Source organism: Sphaerisporangium melleum (assembly GCF_014646695.1).
GTDB classification, from domain to species: Bacteria; Actinomycetota; Actinomycetes; order Streptosporangiales; family Streptosporangiaceae; genus Sphaerisporangium; species Sphaerisporangium melleum.
In genome coordinates, this window is sequence record NZ_BMNT01000004.1 from 64563 (window position 1) to 82790 (window position 18228).

Sequence of the window (18228 nt, forward strand, 5' to 3'; positions counted from 1 at the left end):
GTGTTCTCGTAGGTCGGCGCCGGCGGCGGCACCACCGGCGCGGTCTTGGTCGCCGTCGGCTTGGCGGTCGGCTTCGCGGTCTTGGTCGGCTTGGGGGTGACCGTTCTGGTGCGGGTGACCGTCGGATCCGGGCTCTCGGTGATGGTCACCGTCACCGTGGGCTCGGGCTCCGGTGACTCGTCCAGGCCACCGGGATCGGTGATGGTCGGATCGGTGGGCTCCACCTGGTCGGTGGGGTCGGCCCGCACGACCTGGGCGTTCGCCTTCGGCGCCGTCATCGGGGCCGTGGCCAGCAGCACGGCGCCGGTCAGCCCCAGCGCGCCCACGACGGCGGACACGGCTGTCATCTGCACGCGTCCACTCACCGTTGCCGCCTTCCGCCTGGCCACCCTGCCGATCACCTAGAAAATACTAGACCGGCCAAAGTAACAGTAAAGGGCGTTCTGCGACACAGATCTTCCACGTTTCGAGCTTTTCCGCGTTCCCCTCCTCGTTAGCGCCGCCCGGCCACCGGCAATTGGCCCCGACGACACACTGCCGTCACCTCCCATGACCCACCGCAACGGCGCCCCCCATCGCGTTCGGGACCGGCACCGCCCGCCACTCGACCGAATGATCCCGCCCAATGATCCCGTCACCCACCCCACCGGCCCTACGCCTCCTCGCCCGGCGGTGACATCCCCCCCGCCCGAGCGGCCCTCCCCCGCGGCGCCACGGCGACGGAACCGATACACGGCGAACACGGCGCCGCCCCACGACGAGGAACCGGCGGACCTTCTGACCTCCCGCACATGACCAGAGCTCCCAGCGCCGGTCCTCCTACCGCGTGGCCACGACCGCGCGGGAGCCTCCCCCGCCCGAGGCCCGGCGCTTCCGCCCACCTACCTCGCCCCGACCCGGCCCACACACCGCCCGGTACTTCTCCCGCCCGATCGGCCCTCCCGGCGGCGCCGCGGCGGCGGGACGGTGTGCGGCGGACACCGGCGCCTTGCTACGGCGGGGAACCGGTGGACGCCGCCGGTCGGCGCGCTAGATTTGGGCGCTTTTACGGCGTGCGAGCCTGCGGCGGAGGTGTATCTGCACTCCCAGGACGCCGAGCAGGAGCGCGACCGCCGTCGCGGCGGCGGGCAGCCCGCGCATGATGTCCGCCTCCCCCTGGCGGGAGCTCGCGGCCGCCGGCCGCCCGGCGGCGGGAACGTCCCCCGGCGCGGCCCCCGCGCTCGCCGCCTCCGGCATGCCTGCACCTGGGGCCTGTGGCACGCCTGGCCCTATGCCTTGTGCGAGGGCCCCCGGCCCCTGCGGCAGACCCGCTCCTGCGGGTCCACTCGGGCCACCCGGCTGGATCACTCCTGCTTGGCCCGCGCCCGGTTGCGCGGCGTCGGCGCCGAGCCCCGGCGGGACCGTGCCGGGCAGGGCCGGCGAGATTTGCGGGACGGGAGCGGGGACGGCGTTGCGGGCGGCGGCGGGCCCCTGCACGGAGGGCGGGGCCGGAGCGGCCGGGCCGGGTGCGATGGCCGGGCGTGGAGCGACCGTGGGGCCGGGTGCGATGACCGCGCCCTGCTCCTGGCCGGGGCTCGGCACTGGTGCGGGTCGCACGGGGGGCACGGCGAGCGGCAGGCGAACGGCCCTGTCTCTCACCGGAGCGGCCGCCACAGGGTGCGGCGCGGGGAGCGGACGCGGGGCGGGCAACGGACGCGCCGGGTGCACAGGGTCGGACTTGACCGCTGGGCGCGGACGCCGATCGCGCGCGACCGGAACGTCCCCTGGTACCGGATGCGGCACCACGGGGGACGCGTCCTCCCGCGGGAGCCGGAGGTCGGCCGCCACCGCGTTCTCATCAGCGGCCCGAGAGGACGGGTGCCGGCCCTTGGCCCCGAACGGCGGGAACGCCACCGGCGAATCCTCCTCCTCAGCGGCCGGAACGGCCACCGGCGCCTCGCCCTCTTCGGCAGGCGGAACGACCGCCGAAGAGGCGCCCTCCCCCGAGGGCCGGAACGTCCCTGGCGACCCACTCTCCCCGAACGCCGACGGCCGGACCACCCCCGGCGAGCCGTTCTCCTCCGCGGGCCGGACCGCCTCAAAGGACTGCCCAGGTGGAACCGCCCCCGGCGAGCCGTTCTGCTCCGCGAGCGGAGCCGTCACCGAGGAGCTTCCCTCCCCGGAAGGCGGAACGGCACCCCGCGAGTCGTCCGCGGGCCGGGGGATGGCAGGGATGGAGTCCGGCGCCGAGGGGGTCTGCCGCTCGTGCTGCGCCTGACTGGAAGGGGCATTCGTACGGTCCTCGTCCAGAGTGTCCTCGCCGTCGATGTCGTCATCGCCGCTCCCGTTCGTGCCTGCGGAACCCGGCTGGGCACCCGCGGGCACCGGATCGGCCGGCGTCCCGGTGCGGTGTGGCTGCTCCGACGGTGAACGGGGACCGGTGAGCGGTCCGCCCGGCCCTGCGACGCCGGGGGGCTGCTTCGGCAGGCTCGCGTCGTCCGGTGCGACGGTGGCGAGCCCTCTCGCGTCGATGGTCAGCTTGGCTTCGGCCGTCCGGCGGATCCACTCGGCGTCACCGGGGTCGCGCAGGTGCGCGACGGCCCGGACGGTCAGCTCCGGCGCCCCGCCCGGGACTCGTACGGCGACGTCGATGTCCTTCGGGCCGGTGACATCCTTGAAGTCGCACACCAGTGGGCGCGTGGCCGTCTCGGCCGGCGCGACCGGGAGGCGGGCGACGTCCTCGCAGCCGACGGAGGACGACACGCTCGTGGGCGTGGCCGTCACGGAGACCCGCGCGTGCCCGGCCGTCTGCCCGCCGAGGCGCACCCGGAAGCGCAGCACGTCGCCCGCGCGGATCGGCCCGGCGTGCGCGGCCGGATGACCGGCGACCATCAGGCGCACGGTGAGCCCCGCGGTCCCGTCACCCTTGTCCGGCGGCGGCCCCTGAGGCCCGCGCGCGGCGGTGACCGCTAGAACGGGCGGCGCCCCGCCCCCCAGGACCAGCGCTCCCACGCCGGCCACGGACATCATCTGGGCACGTCGCCACCACTCCGCCACTACAGCTCCCCGTTCCCCCGTTACGAGCACGCGACAGTATCGTCACTCTCCGTAACTGTTATCTCACTCGGGGGCCGGGTTCAACCCTCGGGGATCAGAGCCTGCACGGCGCGGACGATCGGCAGGTCGGCGGGCAGCCAGGGGATCTCGTACAACTCGCTGGGAGCGAGCCAGCGCAGTGCGAGGTGTTCGTGCGGGTGGGGTACGCCGGAGACGAGCCGGGCCAGCCAGACCCGCATGACGTATCCCGGGCTGAGCGGCCAGTCGCCGCCGATGCGGTCGCCCACGGCGATGCCGACCCCGAGTTCTTCCCGGCACTCGCGGATCAGCGCCTCGTGGTCGCTCTCTCCGGGATCGACCTTGCCACCGGGGAACTCCCATCCTCCGGCCATGGCAGGAGGTCCGGCGCGCTGGGCGGCCAGCAGTCTGCCCCGTTCGACGATCGCCGCCGCGACAACAATCCTCTCCATGCGGGTAAAGCCTAAGGACTCACCCCCGGGTCGCGCTCTCATCCGCCACCATCGGCCAGGTCACGGCCGGCCCCTAATCCACCGATGGGTCCGACCCGTACGGGAGGGGGCCGCTGGGCCGTCGTGGGCGTCCAGGCAGGTCCCGGCGCCAGCGGCCGGCCGTACCAGAGCGTGTGCGGGCACGGCTCAGGATGCGGTACGACATGCGGATGACCGGAAAGCCGCACCATCGGGTCGTGTGCGGTGAAAGGTTCGCCAGGGGACGGCGATGGTGCTCGCCGTCCCACCGGCGCGACGCCGACCGGCAGGACCTGTCAGGCGGCGGACGTCAGGTGAGGCCGAGGCGTTTGAGCTGGGCCAGGACGTCCTCGTTCCGCAGGGGGCGGGTGTAGCCGACGATGTTGGGGCGGTCGCGGTAGGTGGTGACCTTGATGGGGCCGCAGCGGGTGCACCGGGCCTCGATCATCTTGCCGGGAGAGACCACCATGCCGACGTGGCCGGGGTTGTCGGCCGCGGTGCCGGGGCCGGCGTTGAAGAAGACCAGGTCACCGGCCTGCTCCTCACCCTTTTTGATCTTCATGCCGAACGGCCACTGCCCGAAGGTGGTGCGCGGGATGGACAGCCCGGCCGCCCGGTAGGCCATGTAGATGATGCCCGAGCAGTCGTACCCGGCGGGTCCGGTGCCGCCCCAGATGTACGGCTTGCCGCGCTGGGCGAGCGCGTAGGCGAGGATCTTGCGGACTATGTCGTCCGGCGCCGCCTCCACGATGGGGGTGTCGCAGGCGGGGTCGGCCTCGGGCGGCACGTCGAGGGTGCCGTCGGTGGCGTAGCGCCGGGCGATCTCCAGCACCTGCTCGACGTACCACATCGCCCGGTTGTAGGTGAACAGCGCTCGTTTGAGGTCGCCGGGAGCGCCGTTGCGCTTGAGCATCTTGGCGGCGCCGTAGATGGCGTCGGCGGGGTTGTAGACGTCGCCCCACCCGTCGCCGTCGCCGTCGGAGGCGTACCCGTTGAACTTCGACGAGACCTTGATCTTGGACTTGCCGCCCCACGTGCTGATCAGGAACTGCATCGGCCCGGCGGCGCCCGCGTAGTTCGTCCCGCTCTTCACCCCGGGCAGGCTGGACCGCCCATGGTCGGTCTCGCGCTTGCCCACGGCGGCGAGCACGGTCCACTGCACGCCGAGCTTCTTGCCGAACTTCTTGTACAGCGGCAGGTAGTCCGACGGGATGTCGGATTGCGCGGTGTCGGAGACGTTGGTGACCTTCACGACGTCGCCGTCCTCGCAGTCGGTGGTGGTCAGGCCGCCGCCGCCGAGGAAGGAGGGGAAGGTGCTCATGAGCATCGGTGCCATGACCAGCGTGATCATCACGACTCCGGCCAGGCCGAGGATCAGCGCGATGCGCACCCGCGAGGTCACTGCGTGGCCCCCTCCTCGGCGCCGCCGCCCTGCCCGCCCCCGCCGGGGTCGCCGTCCTGCCCGGCGTCGGCGGGCTGCAGGTCGAAGACGCGCCACTCGGTGCCCACCTGGGTGAGCGTGACGGCGTAGTCGGCGCCGCGGTCCCGCTGCCCGCTCTTGGCGGTGATGTGCTGCGTCGCGGTGACCACCAGGACGATCGACCCGTCGGCGATGTCCCTGATGCTCTTCAGCCGGCCGGAGCCGTCGGAGACCACCTGGTCGGCGCGGTTCTGCTCCACCAGGGCCGGCGTGGTGACGTCACGGGCGAGGATGGCGCCGAACTCCACCGTGGTGAAGCCCTTCAGCCGTTCGGCGTAGGACGCAGGGTCCTCGTCGTAGCGGAAGGTCGCGTACGAGGCCGCGAACCGCTGGGCGGTGTCGGCGGCCTGGGCGATCTGCTCGCGGGTCAGCGGCAGGAAGCCGTAGATGTCGAACGTGCCCGCAGTGATCGCGGGCGCGGGTGAGGGGCCGGAGGGCGGCGGCGCGGCCGAGGACGTGGCGGTGACCACGCTCTGCGGCACTTCGCCGTCGCCGCCCGAGGCGGGCAGCATCGACAGGTAGATGCCGACGGCCGCCAGGGCGACGACGACTCCGGCGAAGACGAGGCCCCGCCGGTCGTTCACCTGCATCATGCGTCAGTCCCTGTCCCCGTCGCCCGGTTGCAGCCAGAACGGCCCGGACTCCTCGCCGCGCCCGCTCTCGGTGCGGGGAGGCAGCCACAGCGGCGGCGCCTCCCGGCCTTCCGTACGGCCGCCCTCGGACCGCCCGCCCCGGGACGAGCCACCGGGCGAGCCGCCGCCGAAGATGCTGCCGGACGACCCGCCCGACGAGCGCCCGGAGCCTGCGGACCTGCCCGAGGAGCCGTTGGAGGACCGGCCGGACGACCCGCCGCCGAACAGCGAACCGCCGCCCGAGCGGCCCGACGAGCCGCCGCCGAACAGCGAACCGCCCGACGACCCACCGGAGGACCGGCGCGATGAGCCGGACGAACCTGACGAGCCGGACGAACCTCCGGAAGAGCCGCGGGGACCGCCGGCCGTCGAGCGCGCGGCCCGCGGCGAGCTTCCCTCGGCGCGTCGTGACGAGCCGCCCGCCGCCGTGGACCGGGACGCCCAGCCACCGGAGCCGCCGCCGAACCAGCCACCCGACGAGCCACCGGAGCCCGACGACGAGCCCGCCGCCGCGCCCGCGCCCGAACCGGACGAGCCGCCGGAGCCGGTGCGTGTCGGGGGCCGCGGACTCGGCCCGCCGGCGCCGCCGCCGCGTCCCGCGCCACCCCGCCCGGACAGGTTGAGCGGCGGCGCGGCCCCAGGACGCGGGATCGCGGTGCCGCGACCGGCCACCTTGCGCCGGCCGCCGGCCTGCCCGTCGGCGTCCAGCGGCGCCGGCTGGGCGCCCACCGGCACCCGGGTGCCCTGCTGCTGCGGCCCGCCGGCGGCGACCTCCTCGCCTCTGACCCGGCCCTGGGCGACCCCGGAGGCGGCGGCCGCCGCGGCGGCTCCGCCACCGGCCATGGCCGCGGCGTTGATGACGGGCTCGGCCTTGCGCAGGCCCCAGCGGCCCATGCGGGCCGCCGCGACCGGCGGCAGCGCGTTCGCGGCGCGCGACAGGGTCGGCGCACTGGCCGCCTCGCCGAGCATCCGGGTGGCGAGCGTGTGCCCGTCCATCGACGCGAACAGGTGCTGGAAGGGCCGCCGGTAGAAGAACACCGCGATCGTGAGCAACGCGATGAACATGATCTGCATGCCCCACGGCAGGTCGGTGGAGATGATCAGCGAGTAGCCGTACACCAGCACGCCGAGGACCAGCGCCAGCACCGCCTGTCTCAGCAGGGTGCCGACCAGCATCTCGACCCAGCGCATCGCGATGATCCGCCCGGAGCCGGGATGCACGCCGATCAGCAGGAACACCGGGCCGAGGATGAGCAGCAGCAGGAACCCGATCTTCAGCGCGATGAGCGACACCGCCACCAGGAAGATCAGCACGCCCGCGATCATCGCGGCCATGAGCGCGCCGATGGCGATGCTGAGCCGGGTCGTCCAGTCCTTGCCCTGGAAGAGGAAGAACATCGACGTGCTCTCCAAGGGCTTGGCGACCTCCTCCTCGTACCTCGCCTGGTGGGCGCCGGAGTTCGGCTTCTGGCCCGAGCTCTGCTCCTGCATGTCGGTGGCCTGGATGTCGAGGATCTTCGGCCCCATGACCTTGACCACCGGCGCGGCGGGGTCGGCGGTGCCGAACAGGCCCATCAGCCAGGGCTTGCAGACGAGCGTGGACCACAGCGCGTCGGCGTTCTGCTCGACGCCGGGGGTGCCGGCCTGGCCGTACCCGCCGGGGCCGGCCTTGGGGTCGGTCTGCCCCTTGGTGGGCAGGCAGGACGCCCCGCCCGCGCCGGGCAGGCCGCTGAAGGCGGAGTTGACGACCTGCGCGGTCTGGTCGGTCACGGTCTTGCCCAGGCCGGTGAAGTCGCCGGGCCTGCTGAAGAACCACACCGCGACGGTCACCGCGATGATCATCCAGATGACGCCCTCGGCCGTGGTGCTGGCCCGCTTGCGGATCAGCCCGTACCAGGCGAGCCAGACCGCCGCCAGCAGGATGATCACCCGCAGGTACGGCCAGTACATGGCGTCGGCGAGGTTGACGACGATGTCGTCCACCACGTCCTTGATGGACTGGAGCGGTCCTTCGGTGGCGGCGGCCTGGTACGTCGTGATCGTCAGGCGGTCGATGTCCTTGGCCCAGGAGAACACCGAGTTCGCCCAGGCGTTGCCGAGCACCGCCGCGACGTCGTTGCAGCCCAGGCCATAGGTGTGCCAGAACTGCCCGGCCATGCCGTACCGGTCGTAGTTGGTCAGCGGCTCGGGGACGGGCGCCTTGCCCGCGGTGGTGCCCGTCGTCGCGCCGGAGCCGGTGACCGCGGCGCTCCCGGCGCCGCCCGCGGTGAGGGCCGAGTCGGGCGGGGGCGGCTTCACCAGGCCGTCCACACCGCCGCCGACCATCTCGGGCGCGAGGTCGGGCGAGAGGTCACAGGGTGCCGCCGCGCCGGCCACGGTGGGCGACAGCACGATCGGCACGATCACGATGCCGGCCAGCACCGCCAGGACCAGCAGGACCCGGCGCCGCAGCCGCCGCCCCGGCCGGCCACCGGCACGCGCCCCGCCCTCGCCTCCCCCGGACGGCCGCGCCGTCGCGGATGCGGGCCGCTCGGACGCCCTCGCCGCGTCCGTACGGCCCCAGAAGGCCCCTGCGGCGGACCCTCTGGCTCGCGGGCCGGTGCGCCGCGTCCGCACCGCCCCCGGCGGCCACAGGGCCTGCCTGGACGCCACCGCGTGCCACACCGCCGCCACCATCGCGCCCGCGCGTCCCAGGGACGCCCTGCCGCCGCTCCCAAGGTGACTCATGACCGCACCTCCTGCGCAGCTCCCGGCCTGCTCACTCCCCTGCGAGGATCATGCAGGTCCTCGCCGGGTTTGTCGTGGGTCGGATTGGTGTCCAGCCAACGCAGCAGGTCATCGGAGATGAGGTCCACCCCGATTCGGCCCGCGCGGCCGTCCAGATCGCGGAAGATGCATTCGCCGTTGCCCAGCGCCCGCAGCGCTGCCTTGTGCTCCTCGGACGGCTCGACGCCCAGCAGCGCCATCACGTGGTCCACCTCGACGCGCTCTGTCGAGCGGTAGGCGAACACCGAGGACAGGCAGTTGGTGACCTGCTCGTTCAGCAGGTCACCGGCGTTCTGCGAGACCAGCACCAGCGCGGTGTTCCTGGACCGGCCCATGCGCGAGACCTCGGGCACGAGCTTGGCGCCCTCGGGCGTCGAGGTGATCGCCCACGCCTCGTCCAGGAAGATGGCCTTGGGCGCGCGGCGGTCGAGGCCGTTCATCAGCCGCCGGGCGAACTGCGACACCAGGTAGAGCAGGGCCACCGACAGGCGCTGCTCGTAGGAGTAGTCGTCCCGCGCGGTGGTGACATCCGGCAGGGTCAGCCCGCCGAGGGTGAACACCGTGGTCCACCCCTCGGTGTCGATCTGCTCGCCGCCGGAGGGGTCGAAGCACAGGCGGGCCAGGTGCATCTCGGCCATCGAGCGCAGCACCGCGCCGAGGTTGCGGGAGGCGGGGTCCTCGGCCTGCTCCAAGTGGTCGACGACCTTGCCCAGGGACGGGTCGGGCCCGTTGGACACGTTCGACACCGCCTGGATCATCGCCGACTCGCGCTCCTCCGACATGCGCGGGAGCAGCAGCCGCAGCGTCTCGGTGGCCATGGTCTTCTTCGTCGCGATGTCGTCGCCGAAGGAGAACGGGTCGAGCAGGCCGGGAGCCGCCGAGCCCAGAGGGATGATGCGCGCCTTGCGCCCGCGCCGCTGCAGCAGTTGCACCAGCGACTCGGCGTCGCCCTTGGGGTCGATCACCGCGACGGTGACCCCGCGCAGCGCCATCTGGTAGATCAGCAGCAGCGCCAGGGTGGTCTTGCCGCCGCCCGGCTCGCCGGTGATCGCGATGGCCGTCGGCCGGTTGCGGGCCGCGGCCACCAGGGGGTCGAAGTGCACGATCGACCGCGCACGGCCGAGCGTCTCGCCGATGTACGGCCCGGCCCACCCGGCGCCGGACTCGTCGATGCGGTCGCCGAGGTCGACCGTGGCCGTCGCCATGCCGCCCGCGATCGTGCGCAGCGGCTGCCGCTGGGCGTAGGCGTTGACCCGCACCCGCTCGCCGGGCAGCGCCTCGCAGAACAGCGAGAACTGGTCGCCCGTCGAGTTCACGATGTCGATGCCCATGTCGCGGTAGTGCTCGACGACCGCCTCGACCCGCTGCAGGCAGATCTCCTGCGTGGGCGCGGCCACGATCAGGCGGTGCCAGCCGTACACGAACGGCAGGCGCTCCTTGGTGATGCCGTGCTCCAGCATGCGGGCCGCGTCGATCTGCTCGGCCAGCGCGATCGGCGCCTCCGCTCCCGCCTCACGGATGTGGATGTCCATGTCGCGGGCATGCGCCAGCTTGCGGGCGACATCCTTGCTCGCCTTGGTCGGCGGGATGAGGCGCATCCGCGAGCTGACCTCGACCGGAAACGGTAACTGGTCGGTGAAGTGCAGCCACGGCTCGCCGTCGGGGAACGGCATCAGGTCGGGGAACCGGGCGAACGACAGGTGGGCGACGTAGGAGTCGCCCTCGGGCTGCTCGACGCGCAGGAACGACCGCCCGTTGTGGATCTGCCCCTCGACCAGCGACTCGATCTCGCCCTTCCCCCACCTGCGGGACGGGGTGGCCGACGACGGCGGATCGCCGAGCGAGCCACTGGCCGCGTGCCGGAACAGCCAGGCCACCTCACCGGACGTCGCGTGCCGCGCGTACAGGGCGCTGGTGCCGAGGGCGCGGCCGAGGCGCTCGGCCTGGACGGTCCACTTGCCGATCTCGGCGTCCGTGACGTGGTCGTCCTCCAGGCCCAGGGTCTTCTCGCTGCGCTGGTAGAACCCGAAGAGCTGGGCGAGCACACCGGTGCCGAGCTGCCCGCCCCGCGGGCCGAGCCGCACGCCGAGGTAGACCTCCTTGGTCCAGAAGTCCTTCGCCCAGACGTGGCGGTACATCTCCTCCAGATAGTCGCGCCAGCCCTCCCCCTCGTCGGAGGTCGCGTTCAGCGCCATCGCCCACTCGGCCGCCGGGTAGGCGCGGTGCGCCACCCGCAGGTGCACCTCGGCGTCCGGCATGCGGATCGCGGCCAGAGCGATGGTGATGTTGGTGGCGAGCGCCTCGCGCTCCTCGGCGGTCACGAACTCGTAGCTCACCGTCGGGAGCCGGAAGTACGCCCATGCGGAGGTGTCGGTGAGGAGGATCCGATCGTCGAAATAGCGGACGGCCAGCCTGCTCCTCGACCGCGACGATCTTGCCATCAGGCGAACCGCTCCCCGCACCGGGCCGCCGGCTTGCTGGTCACCGTCACTGCGCCACTTCCTCCTCGCTCGGGCGGCTCGCCACCGCCAGGCCGCTCACCACAACTCCCGCGAGGGCGACGTACGCCCTGCGCCCTCCGGCCCGCAGGTGGGCGAGCTGGACGGCACCGGCATGGCCGGGGGCCAGCTCGTCCTCCCACGGGATGCGGACGATGGCGCGGCAGCGACCGCTGGCCACCGCCTCCGCCTGCTCCACGCCGGCCATGCTGCGCCGGCTCACGCCGTTGACCACCAGCACCGCGCGCCGCCGCAGCTCGGTCGAACCGTGCCCGTCCAGCCAGTCGAGGGTCATCGCCACGGCGTCCGGGGCGTCCTCGCTGGCGGGGGCGACCAGGACGAGCTGGTCGGCGTGCGAGAGCATGCGCGCCGCCATCGAGGCCGCCGGGTCCACCAGGATCAGCCGGTAGTGCCGGTCGAGCACCCGCATCGCCTGGGCGAGGCGCGCGTCCGAGAACAGCCCGCGGTCGGTCAGCCGCGGCGCCGCCGCCGGGTCGGCGTCCGAACCCACGACCTCCAGGCCCGACTCGCAGCGCGTGGTGTACGCCCGCATGCTCAGGTAGCCGCTCACGCCGTCGAGGCCGGCGAGCAGCGAGGTCAGCGTCTCGGGCGAGTCGGCGGCGATGCGGCCGGTCAGCGTGTGGTCGCCGATGTTGGCGTCCACCGCCAGCACGCGGTCTTCGCGGTAGCGGGCCAGGGTGTGGCCGAGCATCAGCGTGGTCGTGGTCTGGCCGGCGCCGCCGGTGCAGCCGAGCACGACGATGCGGCGGCTGCCGGCCAGGACGGTGCGCGCCCTGGCCTCGTCCATCTCGACGGCGTCGCCGCGGTTCGGGCCGCCGCCGCCGACCACCACCTGCGCGAGCCGCCGCCAGCCGCCGGACTGGTCGCGGCCGACCACCGACTCGACACGGCGCACACGCGGCTCGTCCCCGGGACGGGGCACCGGCACGGCCACCGACGGGGCGGCCGGGTCGGCCGTCGCACCCGGCCCGGCCGGGACGGCCCTGATGGACAACGGCGGCGCCTGCTCGCGGGCCGCCGGCCGCGCCGGCACCCGCCCCGCCCCGCCGGACCGCGTAGCGCCCGGCCCGCCGCCGGTGCCCGCATCCGTACCGGAACCGGTGCCGGCGCGTGTGCCCGCGCCGCTTCCGGCACCCGTTACGGCGTCATCGCCTGTGCGGGGGCCACGGCCGATGTCGCCGCCACCCTCCGGACCGCCGACCGGCGTCGCGCCTTCGCGGCGGCTCAGGCCGGCAACCTCCGGCGCGCCATGAGCGGCCGGCGCCTCGGGCACGCTCTGAGCGGCCGGCGCCTCCACCGGGCCAGGGCGCGAGACGGGCCAGGCCGTACGAGGCTCGGGCGGCCGGCTCGTCAGGCCACCGGCCCGCGGCGGCTGCCCCTTGCGGTGCTGCTCCCGGACGTTCCCCTCGGCCTGCGCCGCTGGAACGCCCGCACCCGCCCGCTCGGCCTGCGGCCCTGGCACGCGCTCGGCGACCGGTCCGGCCTGCGGCCCGGCAACGCCTTGCGCCACAGGTTCGGCCTGTGGTCCAAGCACTCCATGCGCCGGCGGTTCCGGCTGTGGTCCAGGCACCTCCTGCACCGGCGGTTCGGCCTGTGGCACCTGTGCGGCCTGCGGTCCGGGCACGCCCTCCGGGGCACGCTCGGACCGGTGCCCGCGGGCGCTCTCCGGCGTAGGCAGACCCTCGGCCGCGCGCAGGACCTCCGGCACGCGCTCGGCCTCGGGAACACGATCTTCCCCGGCCACCGGCCCGGCCTCGGCCTGCGGCTCGCTCGTGCGCCTTGCCTCACCCTGAAGCCGGGCCTCGGGAGCCGCCGTACCGGGAGTCGCCTGAGAAACCGCGGGCTGCTGCGGAGCGGACCGTTCGAGGGCCTGGCGGGCGCCGGGCAGGCTGATGCGCTCCGGCGGCCTGCCGGGCAGAGCGCTCGCGGCCGGGTCACTCGCTCCCGGCGCTGACGCGGCCTCCTGCGCACCGGCCGGAAACGCGGACTCCGGGGCACGCGCAGGGGACGAGGACTCCGGTGCACGCGTCGGGGAGGCAGGCCCGGCGGTGGCCGACGCGCCGCGCCCTTCGGCTGAGGCGGCGAGTCTGCGCAGGCGGCGCAGCGCCTCGGTGCCGATCGGCGGCGGCCCGGCCTGGGCCTCCCGGCCCGCCGCGGGGTGCGCCGCCTCGGCACCGGTGTCCGGACCGACCGGCGGGTACGCGGACACCCCACCGGTCACGCCGCCCGTCGCATCGCCGGACGCGCCGGCCGGGACGCCGCTCTGGGCGGCACCTGACGGCCCGGCGGCGGTGCCCGGCAGTCCGGTGGACGCGGTGCGCGCCGGGCCGCCGGGCGAGCCGGACGGCGCATCGGCGGACGGAGTACGCGACAGCCCGCCGGAGGAGGCCGGGACGCCGGTGGACGGAGCGCGTGGCGAACCGATGGACGGGCCGGGCGCGTCGGTGGATCCGGTGCGCGACAGGCCGGTGGCCGGGCGGGGCGGTGTGGCGGCGGACGGAGTGCGCGACAGCCCTCTGGACGGTGCGGCCGGGACGCCGGACGGGCTGTTGGTCAGACCGGTGGCCGGGGCGTCGGCGGACGGGGCGCGCGACAGGCCGGTGGCCGGGGCGGGCCGTTCGAGCAGCCGGTCGTGGGAGGGGTCGCGCGGGCCGACGAGCCGGTCGGCGGAGGGATCGAGCCGCAGGATGACGCGGTCGGGCGTCGAGACGCGCTGCCCGGCGGCACCGCTCGCGGCGGGCGTCTCGCCGCCCGCGGGCGGCGGCGCGATGGCAGGGGCACTGGACGCCGGCCTGGCGGCCGCGCTCCCCCAGGTGACCCGCGACCGCCGGGAAGGCGGGGCCGGGGGTTCGGCGGTGGGCAGGGTGGTCACCGCCGCCGCGGCGGCGGCCACGGCGGGACGCACCTCGCCGGGGACGGCCGCGCCCGGCCGGGAGGGCGCCTGCTTGACGGAGGGCAACTGCCGCGCGGGGCTCCACCCCGGCAGGGCGCGCTTACGCGGAGCGGTGTGCCGGGGCTTGGCCCGCGTGCCGCGCCTCGACCTGGACGTGGCCTTGGCGCTCTCGGCGGCGGCCGAGGCAGCCGTCTCGGGTGCGACCTGGGCCGGCGACCGCCAGACCCGCGCGGTGAAGGTGATCTCGTCCGGCTCCTCGGCCGGGGCCAGGCGGCACCAGGTCCTGGGCTCGCCCAGGTAGCGGAGCTGGGACTGCAGCAGCTCGTTGAGCCGCTTGCTCTCGATGACCGGCCGGGTGGACAGCCAGGTGACCAGACCCGGCGGGACCAGGTAGAGCACGTGCCAGGGGGTCTCCAGAGGGACGCCGAGGAGGCTCAGCAGCACCGACCAGGGGACCAGAACGCCTAGGAAAACACCGATCCAGACGATCGGAAGCGGCATCGGCAGCCGGAGGTCGTACAGCTTGTAGAGCCGCTTCTCAATGCGCCAGATATTGGTATAGGTAGGCAGGTCCACCCGATCCTCCTCTCCTCCCTGTCACGGCGACCCGGTCGCGCTCATCTGGTGCTCATCCGATCATCATCTGATGCCCAGCGCTCCCGCGATCGCCCTCGCCGTCACCTCGATGACATTGGGCACGTAGAAGATCACACCGATCGCCACGGCCAGAATGATGAACTGGACGAATCTGGTGATCTCTCGGGTGAAGAGGAAGAAAATGGCCACCACGGAGACCACGACGAGGAACAGTGGGGCGAAGAATCTCCGGAGAAATTCCGCCAGACCCGCGGTGTTCACTCCGCCGGTCGGGGGCGCCGTCGGAGTCAGCGCCTCCAGCGCGCTCTCCACGATCATTTTCGCAATCAACTCTCGTCCTCCTGCTCATGGTCACGCTCGGCGGGCCGTCGAACGGCGCGGGCCGGGCGCGCTCTCTTCGCCGCTCCCTCGCTCCTCATGGCCGCGGGCTCATTCGACCGTCCGAGTCCCGCCGCGGATGTCCTTGACGTACCAGTTGCCACCCTGCTTCTCCACCGTGAGGCGGTAGGCCTGCTCCAGGCCGCCCGTGTCCGCGCTCTGGTCGTCGGAGGCGGCCGGGGAGGGCGCGGGGTTCACGGGGAAGGTCCACTTGACCACCGCGCTGATGTCGCGGGTGGCGCCGCCGGGCGGAGCGGTGACGCTCTTCAACTCGACGAGCGTCACCTTCCCATCGAAACCGTCGAGCGTCACACCTTGGATGACATAACGCTGCAACTGGGTGGGGTCGCCTGCGGCGTACGCCTTGAAGAAGTTCTCCAGTTGCGGCCTGAGCTCGTTCTCCGCGGTGATGTCGTGATCGGTGGTGGGAAGCTGCGGGAGGTTCGCGGGCCCGCCCGCGGGCATGAGCCCCGGCTGTCCGGAGACGACGAATCTGCCGTCGGAGTAGTAGACCGGAACCGACAGCCGCCAGCGCTGGGCGCCCGACTGGGCGAAAACCGTCACAACCGCGTTCTGCCGGTCAACTACCTCGATTCCGGAAAGCTGGAAATTTCCGGCGGCCATTTTCCCAGCACCGTCCCAGCCGAACTGACTTTCCGCACCTACCGGAAGAAACGGCTTCAACCGCTCGGCCCGGTCATCGGGCTTGGTCGCGTCGTAATTCAGATACGCCAGAGCGAACTGACTGGCGAACGCCGCGGCGTCGGCCTCCGGGAAGCCGGAACCGGTCGGCACCGGCGGCGCCCCGGTCGGCTGGTCGCCCTGACTCAGCCGCTCGATGGGCGCGCGGACACCGTTGACGACGATCACTACGATGAGCGCCCACAGCACCACTCTGCCCGTCCACACGAGCCATCGCCCGCCTCCGCCGGACCACCCGCCGCGGCGTGGCGCGCCGCGTCCCCGACCCCGCACGGGGTCAAGGTCCGGGTCGTACGGCGAGGGAGGGTACGTCGAATGCTCGGGTTCGCCAGCGGTCCGCGGACCGTTCTGGACGTTTGACCTGCGAGCCATCACGCCTCCGCTCGCGCCGATCCCCCCGGCTGGCGCGGTGTCGTCTTACTATCGATCCTGTTATCCATGGTGAAGTATTCACTTTAGCGGCCGCACCAATTGTTCCAGGAAAGCCACGCCCATGGTGCAGGCATCGCGGTAGCAGACCAAGTCGGTCTTCCTCCGGTTCCACAACGTCACGTGCCGAGTTCACGCAGGACAGAGTGCCCTTGTTCGTCCGCGAGCCTGGACTCACCCCCTCGGCCGGTTTCGCATCAACGACAAAGCTCGCACCAGACGTGAAACCACCGTGAATCCGGCATGCCGCGGAGGCATAACCACTGCTCAGGCAGATGATGGGATCGAATTAAGCGATCCACCGGGAGGTCGCCGAGTGCCCGCACGCACTGCCTCCCTTCCGCCGGCACCGCCCCCGCGCCGAGCGCGCGACGATGCCCACCGGGCCGGCGGCCCCGGCGGAGCGCATGACCGACCCAAACACTGGAGAGTACGCGGGGCAGGCGGCCCGGTCCGGTTACCTGACGGCCACCCCTTACTATCCGCAGGTCACAGCGGTCCACCCGCCCGGCGCGTTCGAGATCCACACCCCCGCCCCCGCCGAACCTCCCGCCCCCGACCCCCACCCCCACCCCCGCCCAACCCCAGGTAAAAGATCGGCACCGAACCCCTCCGGACGACCCGCACGGCAGATGCCGACACGGCACCGGCCACCCCGGCTCCAGCGATCAGCGCCCTCCCGAAAGATCGCCACCCGGCGATCTCGCAGAGCTGACCTGATCGGCTCTCACGCCCCCTCTTCGTCTTCCATGCCGTAAAGAGTGGGGAGATCGACCAGCAGCAGATCGGCACGGCGGTCGGACAGCTCCACCAGATCCGGATAGAAGCCGTGCAGGGAGTACAAGGCCAGAGTGGTGGCAGTGGTGTCGTACCCCTGATCGGCGAGCAGGGTCCGGATGCGCTCCAAGCGTTCCAGGTCACCGGTGCCCCGGCGGGCGGCGGTCGCCTTGGCCTCACCCAGGAGCGCGATCCTCGCACGAGGCGCCTGCGGGCGCTCACCGGCTGCGAGGGCGACGACGTCGACCTCGTGCTTCGTCCGAGCGGCCTGGTCGGCGACCTCGGTGGTGCCGACCGGTCCGGGCAGTCCACCGGGCAACAGAGGGTGGGCGTAACGGCGGGTGAAGTCGCGGGCCAGGTCCTCGAAGTGCGGCCCAAGGATCTTGGAGTTGAAGGTCGGGGCGGCCTGGCGCCACACCGGCTCGGCGAAGCCCTGCTCCACGGCGGCGGCCTGCGGCAGGGTGATGAGCTGGTTGAACCGGATGACGGGGTCGGTCAGCGTGATGACCGGGTGCCGGGCACGGAGGATGTCTTCTTCCCGCCGGATGTAGCCGGTGGATTCCAGCACTCCGAGGGGGTGGGCGACGGCGTTGCGTGAGCGTTCCAGCGCGGCACCGATCTTGCTGGCGGTGGTGGCGCCTTGCGCAATCGCGGTGAGGATGTCGTAGTAGAGCGTGTGTTGCGTGATTCTGGGGTCTTCGCGCAGCAGGTACTCGGTCTCGGTGCGCGAGTACACCGCCCGGCCCGGATCGAGCAGGGTGCCGGTGAGCCAGGCGTCGAAGCCGTCGTCCGGATGCGGGCGGCCGGCCACCGGCCGGTAACCGGGAGCTCCGCCGAGCACGGCGTGCACCTTCAGCGCGGTGAGCGGGTCGGTGATCCGCCAGAAGGCCCGGCTGTCCCGATAGCCGAAGGCCCCGAGCCGCAGATCGACCACGGCACGGCCCCGTAGCGGCTTGGTCCCCGAGAGCAGCTCGTGCATGACGCTCATCGCGGAGCCGCAAAGGATCAGCCGCGGGCCTGGACCGGCACCTGGCGGTGCGCCGCGCTGCCGCTCGTCGTAGAGCTGCTGGAGCAGTCCCGGAATCTCGGGCGAGTGCTGGAGCAGATACGGCAGTTCGTCGATCACCAGCAGAGGGTGCGGCGCCCGGGCGGTCACATCGAGAGCGCTGGACAGGACGTCACGCCAGTCGACCAAGCGCAGACTTCCCGGCCTCAGACCGGCGTGGGCGGCGACCGCGTCCGCGAACCGCTGAATCGCGGGCAGCCGCCCTTCCTCCCGGACCGCCGTGACGTACAGGCCGCCGACCTGCTCGGACAGGGCCTGAAGGAGGTACGACTTCCCGTGCCGCCGCCGCCCGGACACGATGCCGAGCCGCATCGCGGGGTCCGGGTCGGCGAGGAATTCCGCGAGCAGATTCCACTCCCGATCCCGATCGACCACATCCTCCGGCTTCTCCGGCAGCCCTTCCCGCATCCGTCCCCCATCCCCTACGACGCAATTCGTCTAAGTCTACTTGTACAAAATTCGCCG

10 protein-coding genes and 1 pseudogene are annotated in these 18228 nt (G+C 73.0%); all 11 read right to left on the reverse strand.

The features are described from left to right. Window positions 1-347 (reverse strand): annotated as a pseudogene (locus tag IEY93_RS04500) (hypothetical protein); the annotation flags it as partial. Between the two features lie 682 nt (window positions 348-1029). Further along, complete coding sequence (locus IEY93_RS04505; RefSeq protein WP_189161673.1) at window positions 1030-3000, reverse strand: hypothetical protein; 1971 nt, start codon at window positions 2998-3000, stop codon at window positions 1030-1032. Window positions 3001-3116: 116 nt separating this feature from the next. Then, window positions 3117-3506 carry a (deoxy)nucleoside triphosphate pyrophosphohydrolase gene (locus IEY93_RS04510; RefSeq protein ID WP_189161674.1) on the reverse strand — a complete coding sequence of 130 codons (390 nt, stop codon included), beginning with the start codon at window positions 3504-3506 and terminating at the stop codon, window positions 3117-3119. A 328-nt stretch (window positions 3507-3834) separates the two neighbouring features. Then, window positions 3835-4926 carry a C40 family peptidase gene (locus IEY93_RS04515; protein ID WP_229690850.1) on the reverse strand — a complete coding sequence of 364 codons (1092 nt, stop codon included), beginning with the start codon at window positions 4924-4926 and terminating at the stop codon, window positions 3835-3837. Next, on the reverse strand, window positions 4923-5597 hold the full coding sequence (locus IEY93_RS04520; RefSeq protein ID WP_189161675.1) for a hypothetical protein: 675 nt from the start codon (window positions 5595-5597) through the stop codon (window positions 4923-4925). The genes IEY93_RS04515 and IEY93_RS04520 overlap by 4 nt, the downstream gene beginning before the upstream one ends. Before the next feature lie 3 nt (window positions 5598-5600). Further along, window positions 5601-8363: a hypothetical protein gene (locus tag IEY93_RS04525; protein ID WP_229690851.1), complete on the reverse strand. Its 2763-nt coding sequence runs from the start codon at window positions 8361-8363 to the stop codon at window positions 5601-5603. Further along, a complete protein-coding gene (locus tag IEY93_RS04530) occupies window positions 8360-10843 on the reverse strand; it encodes an ATP-binding protein (protein WP_189161676.1) in 2484 nt (827 codons plus the stop codon). The genes IEY93_RS04525 and IEY93_RS04530 overlap by 4 nt, the downstream gene beginning before the upstream one ends. Window positions 10844-10889: 46 nt before the next feature. Then, the gene (locus tag IEY93_RS04535) at window positions 10890-14390 is read right to left on the reverse strand and encodes a conjugal transfer protein (RefSeq protein WP_189161677.1); all 3501 of its coding nucleotides are present in this window, start codon (window positions 14388-14390) and stop codon (window positions 10890-10892) included. Window positions 14391-14453: 63 nt separating this feature from the next. Beyond that, window positions 14454-14729: a hypothetical protein gene (locus IEY93_RS04540; protein ID WP_229690852.1), complete on the reverse strand. Its 276-nt coding sequence runs from the start codon at window positions 14727-14729 to the stop codon at window positions 14454-14456. A 111-nt stretch (window positions 14730-14840) separates the two neighbouring features. Further along, on the reverse strand, window positions 14841-15683 hold the full coding sequence (locus IEY93_RS04545; RefSeq protein WP_229690853.1) for a conjugal transfer protein: 843 nt from the start codon (window positions 15681-15683) through the stop codon (window positions 14841-14843). 964 nt (window positions 15684-16647) lie between these two features. Beyond that, a complete protein-coding gene (locus tag IEY93_RS04550; RefSeq protein ID WP_189161679.1) occupies window positions 16648-18171 on the reverse strand; it encodes an AAA family ATPase in 1524 nt (507 codons plus the stop codon). Window positions 18172-18228: the final 57 nt, after the last annotated feature.